The sequence below is a fragment of the Pantoea sp. Tr-811 genome, assembly GCF_011752535.1.
Classification (GTDB): Bacteria; Pseudomonadota; Gammaproteobacteria; order Pseudomonadales; family Pseudomonadaceae; genus Aquipseudomonas.
Genome location: NZ_VWXJ01000002.1, coordinates 297,820 through 313,999, shown reverse-complemented (window position 1 = coordinate 313,999; position 16,180 = coordinate 297,820). Strand labels below are relative to the sequence as shown.

Here is a 16,180-nt window from a genome sequence, read left to right as displayed (position 1 = left end):
GACCAGCGCGGGCCACCTGGCAACATGAAGGTACTTTTACAGCCGGCCAACCGGGCTTTGGTGGCACTGGGGGGCTGTGTATACTGGCCGGCATTTTCAATCGACTGGAACACCGCTGATGGTTGCTCACCTGATTCAATTCGCGACAGATCACTACATCCTGGTGGCGATCTTCGTTGTGCTGCTGGTCGCACTGCTGGTCAATGAAGTCCGCCGTGGTGGCCAGAGCCTGAGCAATGGCCAGCTGACCGCCCTGGTCAACGCCGACAAAGCCCTGGTCATCGACATTCGTCCTGCGAAGGAATACTCGGCCGGCCACATCGTCGGCGCGCTGAACATCCCGCAGGACAAGCTGGCCAACCGCATGGCCGAGCTTGAAAAGCACAAAGAAAAGACCCTGATCATCGTCGATGCAATGGGCCAGCAGTCCGGCACGATCTGCCGCGAACTGCTCAAGGCTGGTTACACCGCTGCCAAGCTGAGCGGTGGCGTTTCCAGCTGGAAAGCCGATAACCTGCCACTGGTGAAGTGATATGAAGCCTGTCATCGTCTATTCCAGCGACTACTGCCCCTACTGCATGCGCGCCAAGTACCTGCTTGAGAGCAAGGGCGTGGCCTTCGAAGAGATCAAGGTCGACGGCAAGCCCCAGGTGCGCGCTGAAATGAGCCAGAAGGCCGGCCGTACCTCGGTGCCGCAGATCTGGATCGGCAGCACCCACGTCGGTGGATGCGATGACCTCTTTGCCCTGGAGCGCGCCGGCAAGCTCGACGCGCTGCTGGCGGCCTGATTTGCACTGCATTCAAAAACATTAGGATAAGGATCTGCCATGACTGACCAACAGACCAACGGCGCTGCTGCAGAAGACAACAGCCCTCAGTTCTCCCTGCAGCGCATCTACGTGCGTGACCTGTCGTTCGAAGCCCCGAAAAGCCCGCAGATCTTCCGCCAGCAGTGGGAGCCAAGCGTTGCCCTGGACTTGAACACCAAGCAGAAAGCCCTGGAAGGCGACTTCCACGAAGTGGTGCTGACCCTGTCGGTCACCGTGAAGAACGGTGACGAAGTGGCCTTCATCGCCGAAGTGCAACAGGCCGGCATCTTCCTGATCGCCAACCTCGACGCTGCTTCGATGAGCCACACCCTGGGCGCGTTCTGCCCGAACATCCTGTTCCCGTACGCCCGCGAAACCCTGGACAGCCTAGTGACCCGTGGTTCGTTCCCGGCCCTGATGCTGTCGCCGGTGAACTTCGACGCCCTGTACGCGCAAGAGCTGCAGCGTATGCAGGAAGCGGGCGAAACGCCGACCGTGCAGTAATTTTTGCCGGTATTGAAAAAGCGCCTCTCGGGGCGCTTTTTTTGGTTTGGGAGCCGGCGCCGCGTGGGCGGCGCATCGCGAGCTTTGCTCGCTCCTACCAGGGTTTGGTACCCCCTGTAGGAGCGAGCGTAGCTCGCGATGCTCAGGCAAGGCCGTGCGCGATCTCAACTCCCGGCAAAGCCATTCTGCCGCCAGGCCTCATACACCGTCACCGCCACGGTATTGGACAGGTTCAAACTCCGGCACCCAGGCCGCATCGGCAGGCGCAGGCGCTGCTCGGCTGGCAGGCTGTCCAGCACTTCCGCCGGCAGGCCACGGCTCTCTGGCCCGAACAGGAAGGCATCGCCCGGCTGGTAGGCCACTTCATGGAAGGGGTGCGAACCCTTGGTGGTGAAGGCGAACAGCCGTGGATTGCCCAGGCTTTCCAGGCAGGCGGCCAGGCTCTCGTGGCGCTTGAGCGTGGCATACTCGTGGTAATCCAGCCCCGCACGGCGCAGGCGCTTGTCGTCCAGCTCGAAGCTGATCGGCTCGATCAGGTGCAGGGCGCAGCCACTGTTGGCGCAGAGGCGGATGATGTTGCCGGTGTTCGGCGGAATTTCAGGTTGAAAAAGGATGACGTGAAACATGCACGGCTCCAAGCATGAAGATGGTGACCATTCTACCCCTGAACCGGACGAGCGTTCGAAGGGCTGGCCACGTGTGCTGCTGTCGCTGGCCATTGTCGGCATGATGGCCGGGCTTATGATCGGCCGCCTCACCGCCCCCGAGGAGCGCGTGCTGGAGCAGGTGGAGGTGGTTCAGGACGGCCTGGACCTGTGGTTCAACGAGGCGCCCAAGCTGCATGGCGAGAACGTTGAAGGCACCGTGGCGCTGCTGTTCCAGGCCGAGGGCAAGGCCCAGCGCGGCCAGCTCGACGTGCAAGGCAAGCCGGTTGCATGGCGGGTGCAGAAGAGTGAGCAAGGGCTGCTGCTGACGGTGGTTGCCGCGCGCCCCCTGCACGGCCAATGGGCCGGTGCAGAGGACGCTGGGCGTTGGCGGGTGCAGGTGAGGCTGCACGAATAAAAGAGGGGATATCCCGGCCTGCCTGTACCGAGGTCCCCAAAAGGGCTTACAGCGAATTAAAGGGGGGATGGCCCGGCCTGCCTGTACCGAGGTCCCCGAAAGTGGCGTTACAGCGAATAAAAGAGGGGTCACCCGGCCTGCCTGTACCAGGGCCCCCGAAACTGGATATGTATTATCTATTGCAGGGGGCGTGCCAAGTTTTCAAAGCCCGGGAATACGGGGCTTTCAGGGCGATTTGGCCGGGGTTTGAGGGGATTTGTGCCTTGGGGAGGTGCACGGGGCACAGGATCGGTGCATCTGGGCAGAAAGGGCTGGGGCCGCTTCGCGGCCCATCGCGACCTGCGGTCGCTCCTACAGGAATATGAACGCCTGTAGGAGCGACCATAGGTCGCGATGGGCTGCGCAGCAGCCCCAGAGGTGTCACAGGTGACGCAACAGGTCAGTGGTCCTCACCCTCATCATCATCCCCGCCATCCACATTCATCCCCAGCTCCTTGATCTTGCGGGTCAGGGTATTGCGCCCCCAACCCAGCAACACCGCCGCATCACGCCGCCGCCCGGCGGTGTGCTTGAGGGCCGTCTCGATCATGATCCGCTCGAAGCTGGGCACCGCGCTGTCGAGCAGGTTCGACTGCCCGCGCGCCAGGGCCTGGTCGGCCCATTGGCGCAGCGCCTGCTCCCAGTTGGTCACCGGCGCCGCGTCCTGGGGCAGGTTCAGCAGCTCTGGCGGCAAGTCGCCGATCAGCACTTCGCGGCTGGACGCCATCACCGTGATCCAGCGGCAGGTGTTCTCCAGCTGGCGCACGTTGCCCGGCCACGGCAGGTTGCGAATGAACTCTTCGGTTTCCGGCTTGAGCAGCTTCGGCTCCACCGCCAGCTCCTGGGCGGCGCGGCCAAGGAAGTGGCGGGCCAGCGCCGGAATGTCCTCGCGGCGGTCGGCCAGGCGCGGGATATGGATGCGGATCACGTTCAGGCGGTGGAACAAGTCTTCACGGAACTTGCCCGCAGTGACCAGCGATTCCAGGTTCTGGTGGGTGGCGGCGATGATGCGCACGTCGACCTTCACCGGAATATGCCCGCCCACACGGTAGAACTCGCCGTCGGCCAGCACCCGCAGCAGGCGGGTTTGGGTATCGGCCGGCATATCGCCGATCTCGTCGAGGAACAAGGTGCCGCCGTCGGCCTGCTCGAAGCGCCCACGGCGCAGGTTGGCCGCGCCGGTGAAGGCGCCTTTCTCGTGGCCGAACAGCTCCGACTCCATCAGGTCCTTGGGAATGGCCGCCATGTTCAGGGCGATGAACGGCGAAGCGGCGCGCGGGCTGTGGCGGTGCAGGGCATGGGCCACCAGCTCCTTGCCGGTGCCCGACTCGCCGTTGATCAGCACGGTGATGTTGGAGTGGCTGAGGCGGCCGATGGCGCGAAACACCTCCTGCATCGCCGGCGCTTCGCCGATGATCTCCGGCGTGCGCGCCAGCACCTGGGGCACGTCCAGGCCTTGCTGTTCCTGGGCGTGCTGGTTGGCACGCTTGACCAGGGAGACGGCCTCGTCGACGTCGAACGGCTTGGGCAGGTACTCGAAGGCACCGCCCTGGTACGACGCCACGGCGCTGTCCAGGTCCGAGTGCGCGGTCATGATGATGACCGGCAGGCGCGGGTGGTGTTCGCGGATCTGCGCCAGCAGGTCGAGGCCGCTGGCACCGGGCATGCGGATGTCGGAAATGATCACGTCCGGCTGCTGCCGGGCCAGGCGGCCCATCACGCCATCGGCGCTGTCGAAGCTCTGGGTGGTCATGCCTTCCTGTTGCAGGGCTTTTTCCAGGACCCAGCGGATGGAGCGGTCATCGTCGACGATCCATACGGTTTCACTGCGGCTCATGAGGCGGTGGCTCCTTGTTCCAGGGGCAGGAAGATCGAGAAGGCGGTGTGCCCTGCGTGGCTTTCACACTCGATCAAGCCCTGGTGCTGGCTGATGATGTTCTGGGTAATGGCCAGGCCGAGCCCGGTACCGTCCGGGCGCCCGCTGACCATGGGATAAAACAGGGTGTCCTGCAGTTCCGCAGGAATGCCCGGGCCGTTGTCGATGATCTCGATACGGGCCGCCAGGCGATGGCGCACATGGCCGATGGTGAACTGGCGCACGGCGCGGCTGCGCAGGCTGATGCGGCCAAGGCGCAGCTCGTTCTGCGAGCTGATCGCCTGCATGGCGTTGCGCACGATGTTGAGTACGGCCTGGATCATCTGCTCGCGGTCGATCAACACATCGGGCAGGCTTGGGTCGTAATCGCGCACCAATGTGATGCAGCCCTGGCTTTCCGCCTCCACCAGGCTGCACACGCGCTCCAGCACCTCGTGGATGTTGGTCATGGCCAGCGACGGCAGTTTGTTCGAGCCGAGCATGCGGTCGACCAGGTTGCGCAGGCGGTCGGCCTCTTCGATGATCACATTGGTGTAGTCGCGCAGGCTTTCTTCAGGCAGTTCGCGCGCCAGCAGCTGCGCGGCGCCGCGAATGCCGCCGAGCGGGTTCTTGATCTCGTGGGCCAGGCCACGCACCAGCATCTTGGTGGTTTCCTGCTTGCTCAGCTGGGCCTCTTCCTTGGTGATGCGCAGCAGACGGTCACGCGGGTGCACCTCCAGCAGCAACAGGGTGGTGCCCTGGTGCAGGATTGGCGTCACGGCGTAGTCGACGGTGATGGTCTGGCCGGTCAGCGAGGTCAGTTGCGCTTCGCGCTTGGTGAACGGGTGCGCCTGTTCCACGGCCTGGCGCAGCGAGTTGAGCGCCTCGGTCGATTCGGTGAACAGCTCGCTGATGAACTGGCCGTGGCTGCGCTGGCCGCTGACGGCCAGCAGCATTTCCGCGGCCGGGTTCATGTATTCCAGGCGCAGCTCGGCATTGAGCAGCAGCGTGGCGGTGGTCAGGTTGTCCAGAAGCAGACGGTGCTGCGCATCGCTGATGGTCATAAGGCGTCGTTGACCTCTTTTGGCGCTTGTCAGGCATGGCGCGGCCAGGGCCGGGCGCGCGGAGGCTCCGCGGATGCCAGTCTCTTCACAAGAAACTGCAAGAAACAAACCAAGGCTCCGAAAAGAAGCGGAATTTTCCCATAAAGGCCTGAAATTGCGCAGATTCGGACCAGAATTCTCGGGTTAAACGTTTCACGTGCCTTTTTTTGGGGTGCATAGCAGGGCGCTCGCCTGCTGCATGCACCAATATAGAGCATAGAGGTTTCAGAGGGTTTAAGGCAGGAGGGATCTGAGGCCACAGAATGCAGAAACAAAAACGGCCTCCCGAGGGAGGCCGTCTTGATCATGCCGTCAGCGCAAGGCGCCGATCAGATCAGCAGCTGTAGTACAGCTCGTATTCCAGCGGGTGCACGAAGGTGCGGACCTTGATTTCTTCTTCGCTCTTCAGCTCGATGAAGGCATCGATGAAGTCGTCGGAGAACACGCCGCCCTTGGTCAGGAACGCACGGCCTTTGTCCAGCTCTTCCAGGGCCTCTTTCAGGCTGCCGCAAACCTGCGGGATGTCCTTGGCCTCTTCTGGCGGCAGGTCATACAGGTTCTTGTCGGCGGCGTCGCCTGGGTGGATCTTGTTCTGGATACCGTCCAGGCCAGCCATCAGCAGGGCCGCGAAGGCCAGGTACGGGTTGGCCGATGGGTCCGGGAAGCGGGCTTCGATACGGCGGGCTTTCGGGCTGCCGACGTAAGGAATACGGATCGAGGCGGAACGGTTGCGTGCCGAGTAGGCCAGCATGACCGGGGCTTCGAAGCCTGGAACCAGACGCTTGTAGGAGTTGGTCGACGGGTTGGTGAAGCCGTTCAGGGCCTTACCGTGCTTGATGATACCGCCGATGAAGTACAGGGCAGTTTCCGACAGGCCGGCATAGCCTTCACCGGCGAAGGTGTTCTTGCCTTCTTTCCAGATCGACATGTGCACGTGCATGCCCGAGCCGTTGTCGCCGTACAGTGGCTTCGGCATGAAGGTGGCGGTACGGCCGTAGGCGTCGGCAACGTTGTGCACGACGTATTTCAGGGCTTGTACTTCGTCAGCCTTCTTCACCAGGGTGTTGAACTTGACGCCGATTTCGTTCTGGCCGGCAGTCGCCACTTCGTGGTGGTGAACTTCGACGGTCTGGCCCATTTCTTCCAGTGCGTTGCACATGGCAGTACGGATTTCGTGGTCGTGGTCGAACGGCGGAACTGGGAAGTAGCCACCTTTCACGCCTGGACGGTGGCCTTTGTTGCCGCCTTCCACGTCAGCGTCGGACATCCACGAGCCTTGCTCGGAGAAGATCTTGAACATCGAGCCGGAGATGTCCGACTTGAACTTCACTTCGTCGAAGATGAAGAACTCAGGCTCTGGGCCTGCGAACACGGTGTCACCGATGCCGGTGCTCTTGAGGTACTCTTCGGCGCGCTTGGCGATCGCACGTGGGTCGCGGTCGTAGCCCTGCATGCTCGACGGGTCGACGATGTCGCAGGTGATGATCAGGGTCGGTTCTTCGGTGAACGGGTCCAGAACGGCGGTTTCGTCAACCGGCATCAGGATCATGTCGGAAGCTTCGATGCCTTTCCAGCCAGCGATGGAGGAGCCGTCGAACATCTTGCCGACTTCGAAGAAGTCTTCGTCCAGGCCATCACGCGCCGGCATGGTCACGTGATGCTGAACGCCTTTGGTGTCCGTGAAACGCAGATCAATCCACTTGACGTCATGATCTTTGATGAGTTGAACCGACTTCGACATGTTGTCCTCCGGATGGTCTAGAGCGCGGTGGGCCGCTGCTCTGGAAAAAGGGTGTTGCCGGGCGCGGATAGTCGGCCAAGCTTACCTGCCTCACAAGGGAGCAAATTGCATGCCAGTGCCCGAAAATGGCGAGGCCGGGATAAAAGGGGGCGTTTGCGGGCATTTGTCGGGCCATGCGTCAGGAAAAATGCACCCTTTGGATGCAGGAAAACAGAGCAAAGCACCAAAGTGGTGCGATGGTTTAGGTGCGTGCGTTCTTTGAGGGCCCTTTCGCGGGCAAGCCCGCTCCCACAGTGATTGTGCGAGGCTGGAATACAGTGCGGTCCTTGTGGGAGCGGGCTTGCCCGCGAAAGGGCAGGTGCAGGCACCACAAAATCCGGCGCCTGGCATTTATCTGAAACCTTCTGATCAAAAGTTGCTCAAATCCTGAGCAATTTCCGCTATAATTCGCGCCCCTCATTTTCGGCAGGCCCTGCGCGCGCTGTTAAACCAATGAAACTTATCGTCAAAGTCTTCCCAGAGATCACCATCAAGAGCCGGCCGGTGCGCAAGCGCTTCATCCGCCAGCTCGGCAAGAACATCCGCAACGTGCTCAAGGACCTCGATCCAGAGCTCGTGGTCGATGGTGTCTGGGACAATCTCGAAGTGGTCACCCGCGTCGAGGACGAGAAGGTCCAGCGCGAGATGATCGAGCGCCTTACCTGCACCCCGGGTATCACCCACTTCCTGCAGGTAGAGGAATACCCACTGGGCGACTTCGACGATATCGTCGCCAAGTGCAAGCAGCACTTCGGCCACCTGCTGGCCGGCAAGCGCTTTGCCGTGCGCTGCAAGCGCGGCGGCCACCACGACTTCACCTCGATGGACGTCGACCGCTACGTCGGCAGCCAGCTGCGCCAGCAATGCGGCGCCACCGGCATCGACCTGAAGGCGCCTGAAGTGCTGGTGCGCATCGAAATCCGCAACCAGCGCCTGTACGTGATCCACAACCAGCACAACGGCATCGGCGGCTACCCGCTGGGCGCCCTGGAGCAGACCCTGGTGCTGATGTCCGGTGGCTTCGACTCCACCGTGGCCGCCTACCAGATGATGCGCCGTGGCCTGATGACCCACTTCTGCTTCTTCAACCTCGGCGGTCGTGCCCATGAGCTGGGCGTGATGGAAGTGGCCCACTTCCTGTGGAAGAAGTACGGCAGCAGCCAGCGCGTGCTGTTCATCAGCGTGCCGTTCGAGGAAGTGGTGGGGGAAATCCTCAACAAGGTCGACAACAGCTACATGGGCGTGACCCTCAAGCGCATGATGCTGCGCGGCGCCGCGCACATGGCCGAGCGCCTGCAGATCGACGCGCTGGTCACCGGCGAGGCGATTTCCCAGGTGTCCAGCCAGACCTTGCCGAACCTGTCGATCATCGACTCGGCCACCGACAAGCTGGTGCTGCGCCCGTTGCTGGCCAGCCACAAGCAGGACATCATCGACCAGGCCACCGAAATCGGCACCGCCGACTTTGCCAAGCACATGCCGGAATACTGCGGCGTGATCTCGGTGAACCCAACCACCCATGCCAAGCGCCACCGCATGGAGCACGAAGAAAAGCAGTTCGACATGGCTGTGCTCGAACGTGCCCTGGAACGTGCCAAATTCATTTCCATCGACCACGTGATCGATGAGCTGGGCAAGGACATCGAAATCGAGGAAGTGGCCGAGGCGCTGCCGGGCCAGATCGTCATCGACATTCGTCACCCCGATGCCCAGGAAGACCAACCCCTGGCCCTGGACGGCATCGAAGTCCAGGCCATGCCGTTCTACGCGATCAACAGCAAGTTCAAGCACCTGGACCCCACGCGCCAGTACCTGCTGTATTGCGACAAAGGTGTGATGAGCCGCCTGCACGCACACCACCTGCTCAGTGAGGGACATGCCAATGTGCGTGTTTATCGTCCGACATAAGACGCCAGGGCTGTATGGCGGCAGCATCCGCCATCGCCCTCCCGACCGCCGGGCCCGCTGAGCCTAAAACCGTACATATTCGCCGCCTACACTAGGTGGCAACCGAATCCTCTGATCGAGATACAGTTGTGATCGAAAATCTGCGTAACATCGCCATCATCGCCCACGTTGACCATGGTAAAACCACCCTGGTCGACAAACTCCTGCGTCAGTCCGGCACCCTGGAGCGTAACGAGCTCAACGACGAGCGCGTCATGGACTCCAACGACCAGGAAAAAGAGCGCGGTATTACCATTCTGGCGAAAAACACCGCCATCAACTGGAACGGCTACCACATCAACATCGTCGACACCCCCGGCCACGCCGACTTCGGTGGCGAGGTTGAGCGTGTAATGTCGATGGTCGACTCCGTGCTGCTGCTGGTCGACGCCCAGGACGGCCCTATGCCGCAAACCCGCTTCGTGACCAAGAAGGCGTTCGAAGCTGGCCTGAAGCCAATCGTCGTGATCAACAAGGTTGACCGTCCGGGCGCGCGTCCTGACTGGGTTCTGGACCAGATCTTCGACCTGTTCGACAACCTCGGTGCCACCGACGAACAGCTGGACTTCAAAGTCGTCTACGCCTCGGCCCTGAACGGCATCGCCGGCCTGGACCACACCGCCATGGGCGAAGACATGACCGCCCTGTACCAGTCGATCGTCGACAACGTACCGGCGCCGGACGTTGACCGTGACGGTTCGTTCCAGATGCAGATCTCGGCGCTGGACTACAACAGCTTCCTGGGTGTTATCGGTGTTGGCCGTATCGCCCGTGGCCGCGTCAAGCCGAACACCCCGGTGGTCGCCATCGACACCAACGGCAAGAAGCGTAACGGCCGTATCCTCAAGCTGATGGGCCACCACGGCCTGCACCGCGTAGACGTCGAAGAAGCCCAGGCTGGCGACATCGTCTGCATCAGCGGTTTCGACGAGCTGTTCATCTCCGACACCCTGTGCGCCCCGGACGCGGTAGAAGCGATGAAGCCGCTGACCGTTGACGAGCCAACCGTTTCGATGACCTTCCAGGTCAACGACTCGCCGTTCTGCGGCAAGGAAGGCAAGTTCGTCACCAGCCGTAACATCAAGGACCGTCTGGACAAAGAGCTGCTGTACAACGTTGCACTGCGCGTTCAGGAAACCGATTCCCCAGACAAGTTCAAGGTATCGGGCCGTGGTGAGCTGCACCTGTCGGTACTGATCGAAACCATGCGTCGCGAAGGCTTCGAGATGGCCGTAGGCCGTCCTGAAGTGATCATCCGCGAAGTTGGTGGCGTGAAGCAGGAACCGTTCGAAAACGTCACCATCGACATCCCTGAAGAATCCCAGGGCAAGGTGATGGAAGAGATGGGTCTGCGTAAAGGCGACCTGACCAACATGGTTCCGGATGGCAAGGGCCGTGTTCGCCTGGAATACAACATTCCAGCCCGTGGTCTGATCGGTTTCCGTAACCAGTTCCTGACCCTGACCAACGGTGCAGGCATCCTGACTTCGATCTTCGATCGCTACGACACCATGAAGTCGGGCCAGATGTCCGGCCGTCTGAACGGTGTTCTGGTTTCGGTCGAGACTGGCAAGGCACTGACCTACTCGCTGGAAACCCTGCAGGCTCGCGGCAAGCTGTTCGTTGAACACGGCCAGGAGATCTACAACGGTCAGATCATCGGCCTGAACAGCCGTGACAACGACCTGGGCGTGAACCCAACCAAGGGCAAGAAGCTGGACAACATGCGTGCTTCGGGCAAAGACGAAGTCATCGCCCTGGTTCCGCCAGTTCGCCACACCCTGGAACAGGCTCTGGAGTTCATCCAGGACGACGAGCTGTGCGAAGTGACGCCTAAGTCGATCCGTCTGCGCAAGAAGATCCTGGACGAAGGCGAGCGTACCCGCGCTGCCAAGAAAGCCAAGAACTGAGTTAGCTCAGGCTGAATGAAAACGCCCCCGGTCGAAAGGCCGGGGGCGTTTTTTTTGGGCGGCGGTTTTTGTGTGGGATGGCACCGGCGGTGCCGGTGATCGCGAGCTGCGCTCGCTCCTACCGGTTTCGTGCTGGCCTGGTAGGAGCGAGCGTAGCTCGCGATGCGCCGCGTGGGCGGCGCTCGATATCCGCCACACCATCACAACCAAGGCATGCACCTGGTCGCCATCACTCAATTACGAGGCGATCACCGCCCAACCACCTTTGGCTTATATGCACAATACCCCGGCCGTGGCCCGACCTTGGGGTGGTTGCGGCAGGTATCCGGGCGTTTGTCATAAATGGTGCAAAGCCGGCTCTTGCGATCCAGGTACATGCAGTCATCGTTGCTCATCCGGGTCAGGGTGAAGATCCCCGACTTCTGGTTGAAGCGCTCGATGATGCCTTCTTTCTGCAAACGCTTGGCCACGTTCTTCGGCGGTTCGTCTTTCTCGAATTCGTCTACCACACCAATGCGGATCAGATCCTTGATCTTCACCTCCACCGGCAGGGTGCAACAGGTCGAATGGCAGCCATGGCACATGTTGCTGGTGTAACGCTGCCAGGTCTCCAGGCGGTCGACTTCGGCGGCGGCAATCAGGGTCGTTTTCATCGTTATGGGGGTGAATCACGGTCTTGGGGCGCGCGATCATACCGGAATTGCTCAATTTATGAACAACCTTTTGACCGATTGCACAAGGGCAGATGAAAACCGTGAACACAGCCTGTCGCTCCCGGTCCAAGCGTCTAGTCTCAACAGTCTCGCTCCGCTTTCGTCAAACTTGCCCGAGGATGCCGCATGTCCCAGGATGCCAAAGCACGTGACGCCGAAGTCGCGGATTTTCGCGCCGCCGTACTGAACAAGCTGACCTATGCGGTTGGCAAGGACCCGGACCACGCCTTCGACCATGACTGGTTCGAAGCCATCGCCCTGGCTGCGCGCGACCACATGGTCGACCACTGGATGGACCACACCCGCCAGGCCTACCGACGCAGCCAGAAGCGGGTGTACTACCTTTCCCTGGAGTTCCTGATTGGCCGGTTGCTCTACGACAGCCTGAGCAACCTGGGCCTGCTGGACATCGCCCGTGAAGCGCTGGAAGGCCTGGACGTCGACCTGGAGCGCATTCGCCTGCTCGAACCCGACGCGGCACTGGGTAACGGTGGCCTGGGCCGGCTGGCGGCCTGTTTCATGGAAAGCATGTCGACCCTGGGCATCGCCGCCCACGGCTACGGTATCCGTTACGAGCACGGCCTGTTCCGCCAGGCGGTGGTCGATGGCTGGCAGCAGGAACAGACCGAGAACTGGCTGGATTTCGGCAACCCCTGGGAGTTCGAGCGGGCCGAGGTGATCTACCCGATCAGCTTCGGTGGCAGCGTTGAAACGGTGCACGACACCCACGGCAAGCCGCGCCAGGTATGGTGGCCGGGCGAGACGGTGCGGGCGGTGGCCTATGACACCCCGGTGGTGGGCTGGCGCGGCGCCAGCGTCAACACCCTGCGCCTGTGGCGGGCGCGGGCGCTGGAAGAGCTGCACCTGGAGCGCTTCAACGCCGGCGACCACCTGGGCGCCGTGGCCGAGGTGGCCCGGGCCGAAAGCATCTCGCGGGTGCTGTACCCGGCCGACAGCACCGAGGCCGGCCAGGAGCTGCGCCTGCGCCAGGAATACTTCTTCGTCTCGGCATCGCTGCAGGACTTGCTGCGCCGCCACCTGAACATGCACGACAACCTGCTCAACCTGCCCGATGCGGCGGCCATCCAGCTCAACGACACCCACCCCTCGATCGCCGTGGCCGAGCTGATGCGGCTGTTGGTCGACCAGCACGAAATTCCCTGGGAAACCGCCTGGGAGCTGACCGTCGGCACCCTGGCCTACACCAACCACACGCTGCTGCCCGAAGCCCTGGAAACCTGGCCGGTGGCGCTGATGGAGCGCATGCTGCCGCGGCACATGCAGATCATCTACTTGATTAACGCCTACCATATCGATGCCCTGCGCGCCAAAGGCCTGCACGACTTCGACGTGCTGCGCGCGGTGTCGCTGATCGAGGAAGACAACGGCCGCCGTGTGCGCATGGGCAACCTGGCGTTTCTCGGTTCGCACAGTGTCAACGGCGTGTCGGCGCTGCACAGCAAGCTGATGAAGAGCACGGTGTTCGCCGAACTGCACAAGCTCTACCCGCAGCGCATCAACAACAAGACCAACGGCATCACCTTCCGACGCTGGTTGTACCAGTCCAACCCGCAACTGACTGAAATGCTGGTCGAAGCCTTGGGGCCGGAACTCAAGGACGACCCCGAAGGGCGCCTGGCGGGGCTGGTGCCGTTTGCCGAGAAGGCAAGCTTTCGCAAGCAGTTCGCCGCCCAGCGCCTGCACAGCAAGCGTGCCCTGGCCGGCATCATCCAGGACCGCCTGGGCGTCACGGTCAACCCGGAGGCGCTGTTCGACGTGCAGGTCAAGCGCATCCACGAATACAAGCGCCAGTTGCTCAACCTGTTGCACACCGTGGCGCTGTACCAGGCCATGCGCAACGACCCCGGCACCGACTGGGTGCCACGGGTGAAAATCTTCGCCGGTAAGGCGGCGGCCAGCTACCACCAGGCCAAGCTGATCATCAAGCTGGCCAACGACATCGCCCGGGTGGTCAACAACGACCCGACGGTGCGCGGCCTGCTCAAGGTGGTGTTCCTGCCCAACTACAACGTCAGCCTGGCCGAAAGCATCATCCCGGCGGCGGACTTGTCGGAGCAGATTTCCACGGCCGGCTACGAGGCCTCCGGCACCAGCAACATGAAGTTCGGCCTCAACGGTGCACTGACCATCGGCACGCTCGATGGTGCCAACGTGGAAATGTGCGAGCAGGTGGGGGCGGACAACATGTTCATCTTCGGCCTCACCGCGCAGCAGGTGGAAGCACGGCGCAAGACAGGTGACTTCGGCGCGAGCACGGCGATTGCTGCTTCCAGCCGCTTGCAAGACGTGCTGCAGGCGATCCGCAGCGGGGTGTTCTCGTCGGACGACCCGTCACGCTACGCGGGGTTGGTCGACGGCCTGGTGGGCTATGACCGCTTCTTGGTGTGTGCCGACTTCGATGCCTATTGGGACGCCCAGCGGCGGGTCGAGGAACTGTGGCACACGCCCCAGGAATGGTGGCGCATGGCGGTGCTGAACACGGCCCGGATGGGCTGGTTCTCGTCCGACCGCACCATTCGTGAGTATGCCACCGAGATCTGGAAGGCATTGGATTGAGGCGAGCCCCTTCGCGGGGCAAGCCTGCGTCTACAGGGCCTTGACTGTAGGAGCGGGCTTGCCCCGCGAAGGGCTGCACAGCAGCCCCAACCGACCACTGGCCGGGCCCTTGCTGAACTCAAGGCCCGAAGTCGAGTCTCTTTGCTCGCTAGCCCGCAACTCTCCCTGTAAACTGCGGGGGTTTATCTCCCCCAATCCTTTCGGAGCCATACATGTCCCGCGTTACCCTGAGTCGCTATCTGATTGAGCAGACCCGCAGCAACAATACCCCTGCCGATCTGCGCTTCCTGATCGAAGTGGTGGCGCGTGCGTGCAAGGAAATCAGCCACCACGTGTCCAAGGGCGCCCTTGGCGGCGTGCTGGGCAGCATGGGCACCGAGAACGTGCAGGGCGAAGTGCAGAAGAAGCTCGATGTCATTTCCAACGACATCCTGCTCGAAGCCAACGAGTGGGGCGGCCACCTGGCCGGCATGGCGTCCGAAGAAATGGACGACGCCTACCAGATTCCAGGCAAGTACCCCAAAGGCGCCTACCTGCTGGTCTTCGACCCGCTGGACGGCTCGTCGAACATCGACGTCAACGTTTCGGTCGGCACCATCTTCTCGGTACTGCGTTGCCCTAACGAGTACCTGAGCCAGAACGAAACCCTGAACGAAAAAGCCTTCCACCAGCCAGGTACCCAGCAGGTCGCCGCCGGTTACGCCATCTACGGCCCGCAAACCATGCTGATCCTGACCCTGGGCAACGGCGTCAAGGGCTTCACCCTGGACCGTGAACTGGGCAGCTTCGTGCTCACCCACGAGAACATCCGCGTGCCGGAAAGCACCGCCGAGTTCGCCATCAACATGTCCAACCAGCGTCACTGGGAAGCCCCGGTGCAGCGCTACGTGGACGAACTGCTGGCAGGCGAGACCGGCCCGCTGAAGAAGAACTACAACATGCGTTGGATCGCCTCGATGGTGGCCGATGTGCACCGTATCCTGACCCGTGGCGGCCTGTTCATGTACCCGCGCGATGCCCGCGACCCAAGCAAGCCGGGCAAGCTGCGCCTGATGTACGAAGCCAACCCGATGTCGTTCATCATCGAACAGGCAGGCGGTGCGTCCACCAACGGTTACGAGCGTATCCTCGACATCAAGCCGGAAAGCCTGCACCAGCGCGTGTCGGTGATTCTCGGCTCGAAGGAAGAGGTCGAGCGCGTCACCGCCTACCACAAGGAGTAAGTCATGCTCGCACCTTGGCAGCCGTTGCTGGAGTGGTGGTTCGGTTGGGGCACCAGTCCCCAGGCCGTGGCTGACGAGAAGAGCACGCTGTGGTTCGGCAAGCATCACGATGCCGAGGCCCAGGCGCTGTTTGGCGACCTGGTCGAGCACGCCCTGGCGGGCGGGCTGGACGAGTGGCAGCAGAGCCCGCAAGGCTGGCTCGGCTTGCTGATCCTGCTGGACCAGCTGCCGCGCATGCTCTACCGCGACACGCCGCGCGCCTTCGAGGGCGACCGGCGGGCGCAGGTGGTGGCCTTGCAGGGCCTGCAGAAGCACTGGGACTGCCAGTTGCTGCCGATTCAGCGGGTGTTCGTGCTGCTGGTGCTGGAGCATGCCGAGGTGCTGGACTGGCAGAACCTGTGTGTCGAGCGCTACCAGGAGCTGCTGGACGAGCAGCCGGAGGCCAACCAGCGCTTGTTCGCAGGCTTCCTCGACTATGCCGAGCAGCATCAGCGGGTGATTGCCCGTTTCGGGCGTTTCCCGCACCGTAACCTGGTGCTGGGGCGGCCGAGTACCAGTGAAGAGATGGACTTTTTGCTGGAGCCTGGGTCCAGGTTCTAGGGGCGGTGGGGCTGCTTCGCAGCCCATCGCGACCTTTGGTCGCTCCTACAGGGAATCG

At 62.1% G+C, this 16,180-nt stretch carries 14 protein-coding genes; 9 read left to right on the top strand and 5 right to left on the bottom strand.

The features are described 5' to 3' along the window. The first annotated feature begins 118 nt into the window (after nt 1–118). The 3 genes from F3J44_RS03950 to secB are packed head-to-tail and all read left to right on the top strand — an operon-like array spanning nt 119 to nt 1,313. The gene (locus tag F3J44_RS03950; RefSeq protein ID WP_167064549.1) at nt 119–532 is read left to right on the top strand and encodes a rhodanese-like domain-containing protein; all 414 of its coding nucleotides are present in this window, start codon (nt 119–121) and stop codon (nt 530–532) included. A 1-nt stretch (nt 533) separates the two neighbouring features. Next, complete coding sequence (grxC, locus tag F3J44_RS03945; RefSeq protein WP_167064546.1) at nt 534–788, top strand: glutaredoxin 3; 255 nt, start codon at nt 534–536, stop codon at nt 786–788. 39 nt (nt 789–827) lie between these two features. Next, a complete protein-coding gene (gene secB, locus F3J44_RS03940) occupies nt 828–1,313 on the top strand; it encodes a protein-export chaperone SecB (RefSeq protein WP_167064543.1) in 486 nt (161 codons plus the stop codon). Nucleotides 1,314–1,477: 164 nt separating this feature from the next. Here secB and trmL read toward each other — a convergent pair whose 3' ends face one another. Then, nucleotides 1,478–1,939, bottom strand: a complete 462-nt coding sequence (gene trmL / locus F3J44_RS03935; RefSeq protein WP_167064541.1) for a tRNA (uridine(34)/cytosine(34)/5-carboxymethylaminomethyluridine(34)-2'-O)-methyltransferase TrmL — start codon at nt 1,937–1,939, stop codon at nt 1,478–1,480. Between trmL and F3J44_RS03930 the strand changes: the two genes are divergently transcribed. Further along, a complete protein-coding gene (locus F3J44_RS03930; protein WP_167270707.1) occupies nt 1,938–2,375 on the top strand; it encodes a hypothetical protein in 438 nt (145 codons plus the stop codon). The two genes, trmL and F3J44_RS03930, sit on opposite strands and share 2 nt — an antisense overlap. 439 nt (nt 2,376–2,814) lie before the next feature. Here F3J44_RS03930 and ntrC read toward each other — a convergent pair whose 3' ends face one another. The 3 genes from ntrC to glnA all read right to left on the bottom strand — a co-directional run bounded on the left by ntrC (nt 2,815) and on the right by glnA (nt 7,113). Continuing rightward, a complete protein-coding gene (ntrC, locus tag F3J44_RS03925) occupies nt 2,815–4,251 on the bottom strand; it encodes a nitrogen regulation protein NR(I) (RefSeq protein WP_167064536.1) in 1,437 nt (478 codons plus the stop codon). Continuing rightward, nucleotides 4,248–5,333: a nitrogen regulation protein NR(II) gene (glnL, locus tag F3J44_RS03920; RefSeq protein ID WP_167270706.1), complete on the bottom strand. Its 1,086-nt coding sequence runs from the start codon at nt 5,331–5,333 to the stop codon at nt 4,248–4,250. The genes ntrC and glnL overlap by 4 nt, the downstream gene beginning before the upstream one ends. A 373-nt stretch (nt 5,334–5,706) precedes the next feature. After that, nucleotides 5,707–7,113 carry a type I glutamate--ammonia ligase gene (glnA, locus tag F3J44_RS03915; protein ID WP_167064530.1) on the bottom strand — a complete coding sequence of 469 codons (1,407 nt, stop codon included), beginning with the start codon at nt 7,111–7,113 and terminating at the stop codon, nt 5,707–5,709. Between the two features lie 492 nt (nt 7,114–7,605). On the opposite strand from glnA, the gene thiI reads away from it, so the two are divergent. Together thiI and typA are read left to right on the top strand one after the other, a co-directional pair. Then, the gene (gene thiI, locus F3J44_RS03910) at nt 7,606–9,060 is read left to right on the top strand and encodes a tRNA uracil 4-sulfurtransferase ThiI (RefSeq protein WP_167270705.1); all 1,455 of its coding nucleotides are present in this window, start codon (nt 7,606–7,608) and stop codon (nt 9,058–9,060) included. A gap of 128 nt (nt 9,061–9,188) precedes the next feature. After that, nucleotides 9,189–11,009: a translational GTPase TypA gene (gene typA, locus F3J44_RS03905; protein ID WP_167064524.1), complete on the top strand. Its 1,821-nt coding sequence runs from the start codon at nt 9,189–9,191 to the stop codon at nt 11,007–11,009. 248 nt (nt 11,010–11,257) lie between these two features. On the opposite strand, the gene F3J44_RS03900 is transcribed toward typA, so the two are convergent. After that, nucleotides 11,258–11,662, bottom strand: a complete 405-nt coding sequence (locus F3J44_RS03900; protein WP_003249225.1) for a YkgJ family cysteine cluster protein — start codon at nt 11,660–11,662, stop codon at nt 11,258–11,260. Between the two features lie 186 nt (nt 11,663–11,848). On the opposite strand from F3J44_RS03900, the gene F3J44_RS03895 reads away from it, so the two are divergent. The 3 genes from F3J44_RS03895 to F3J44_RS03885 all read left to right on the top strand — a co-directional run bounded on the left by F3J44_RS03895 (nt 11,849) and on the right by F3J44_RS03885 (nt 16,122). After that, nucleotides 11,849–14,299, top strand: coding sequence for a glycogen/starch/alpha-glucan phosphorylase (locus F3J44_RS03895; protein ID WP_167064517.1), 2,451 nt, complete (start codon nt 11,849–11,851; stop codon nt 14,297–14,299). Nucleotides 14,300–14,511: 212 nt separating this feature from the next. Continuing rightward, nucleotides 14,512–15,522, top strand: coding sequence for a class 1 fructose-bisphosphatase (locus F3J44_RS03890; RefSeq protein ID WP_167064514.1), 1,011 nt, complete (start codon nt 14,512–14,514; stop codon nt 15,520–15,522). Between the two features lie 3 nt (nt 15,523–15,525). After that, a complete protein-coding gene (locus tag F3J44_RS03885) occupies nt 15,526–16,122 on the top strand; it encodes a DUF924 family protein (protein WP_167064511.1) in 597 nt (198 codons plus the stop codon). Nucleotides 16,123–16,180 lie beyond the last annotated feature (58 nt).

What these genes read in the sequence shown, in the direction of transcription:
- ntrC (WP_167064536.1), bottom strand. Translation starts at nt 4,251, where the DNA reads ATGAGCCGCAGTGAAACCGTATGGATCGTCGACGATGACCGCTCCATC.
- F3J44_RS03950 (WP_167064549.1), top strand. Translation starts at nt 119, where the DNA reads ATGGTTGCTCACCTGATTCAATTCGCGACAGATCACTACATCCTGGTG.
- glnL (WP_167270706.1), bottom strand. Translation starts at nt 5,333, where the DNA reads ATGACCATCAGCGATGCGCAGCACCGTCTGCTTCTGGACAACCTGACC.
- F3J44_RS03895 (WP_167064517.1), top strand. Translation starts at nt 11,849, where the DNA reads ATGTCCCAGGATGCCAAAGCACGTGACGCCGAAGTCGCGGATTTTCGC.
- F3J44_RS03900 (WP_003249225.1), bottom strand. Translation starts at nt 11,662, where the DNA reads ATGAAAACGACCCTGATTGCCGCCGCCGAAGTCGACCGCCTGGAGACC.
- grxC (WP_167064546.1), top strand. Translation starts at nt 534, where the DNA reads ATGAAGCCTGTCATCGTCTATTCCAGCGACTACTGCCCCTACTGCATG.
- trmL (WP_167064541.1), bottom strand. Translation starts at nt 1,939, where the DNA reads ATGTTTCACGTCATCCTTTTTCAACCTGAAATTCCGCCGAACACCGGC.
- secB (WP_167064543.1), top strand. Translation starts at nt 828, where the DNA reads ATGACTGACCAACAGACCAACGGCGCTGCTGCAGAAGACAACAGCCCT.
- glnA (WP_167064530.1), bottom strand. Translation starts at nt 7,113, where the DNA reads ATGTCGAAGTCGGTTCAACTCATCAAAGATCATGACGTCAAGTGGATT.
- F3J44_RS03890 (WP_167064514.1), top strand. Translation starts at nt 14,512, where the DNA reads ATGTCCCGCGTTACCCTGAGTCGCTATCTGATTGAGCAGACCCGCAGC.
- F3J44_RS03930 (WP_167270707.1), top strand. Translation starts at nt 1,938, where the DNA reads ATGCACGGCTCCAAGCATGAAGATGGTGACCATTCTACCCCTGAACCG.
- F3J44_RS03885 (WP_167064511.1), top strand. Translation starts at nt 15,526, where the DNA reads ATGCTCGCACCTTGGCAGCCGTTGCTGGAGTGGTGGTTCGGTTGGGGC.
- thiI (WP_167270705.1), top strand. Translation starts at nt 7,606, where the DNA reads ATGAAACTTATCGTCAAAGTCTTCCCAGAGATCACCATCAAGAGCCGG.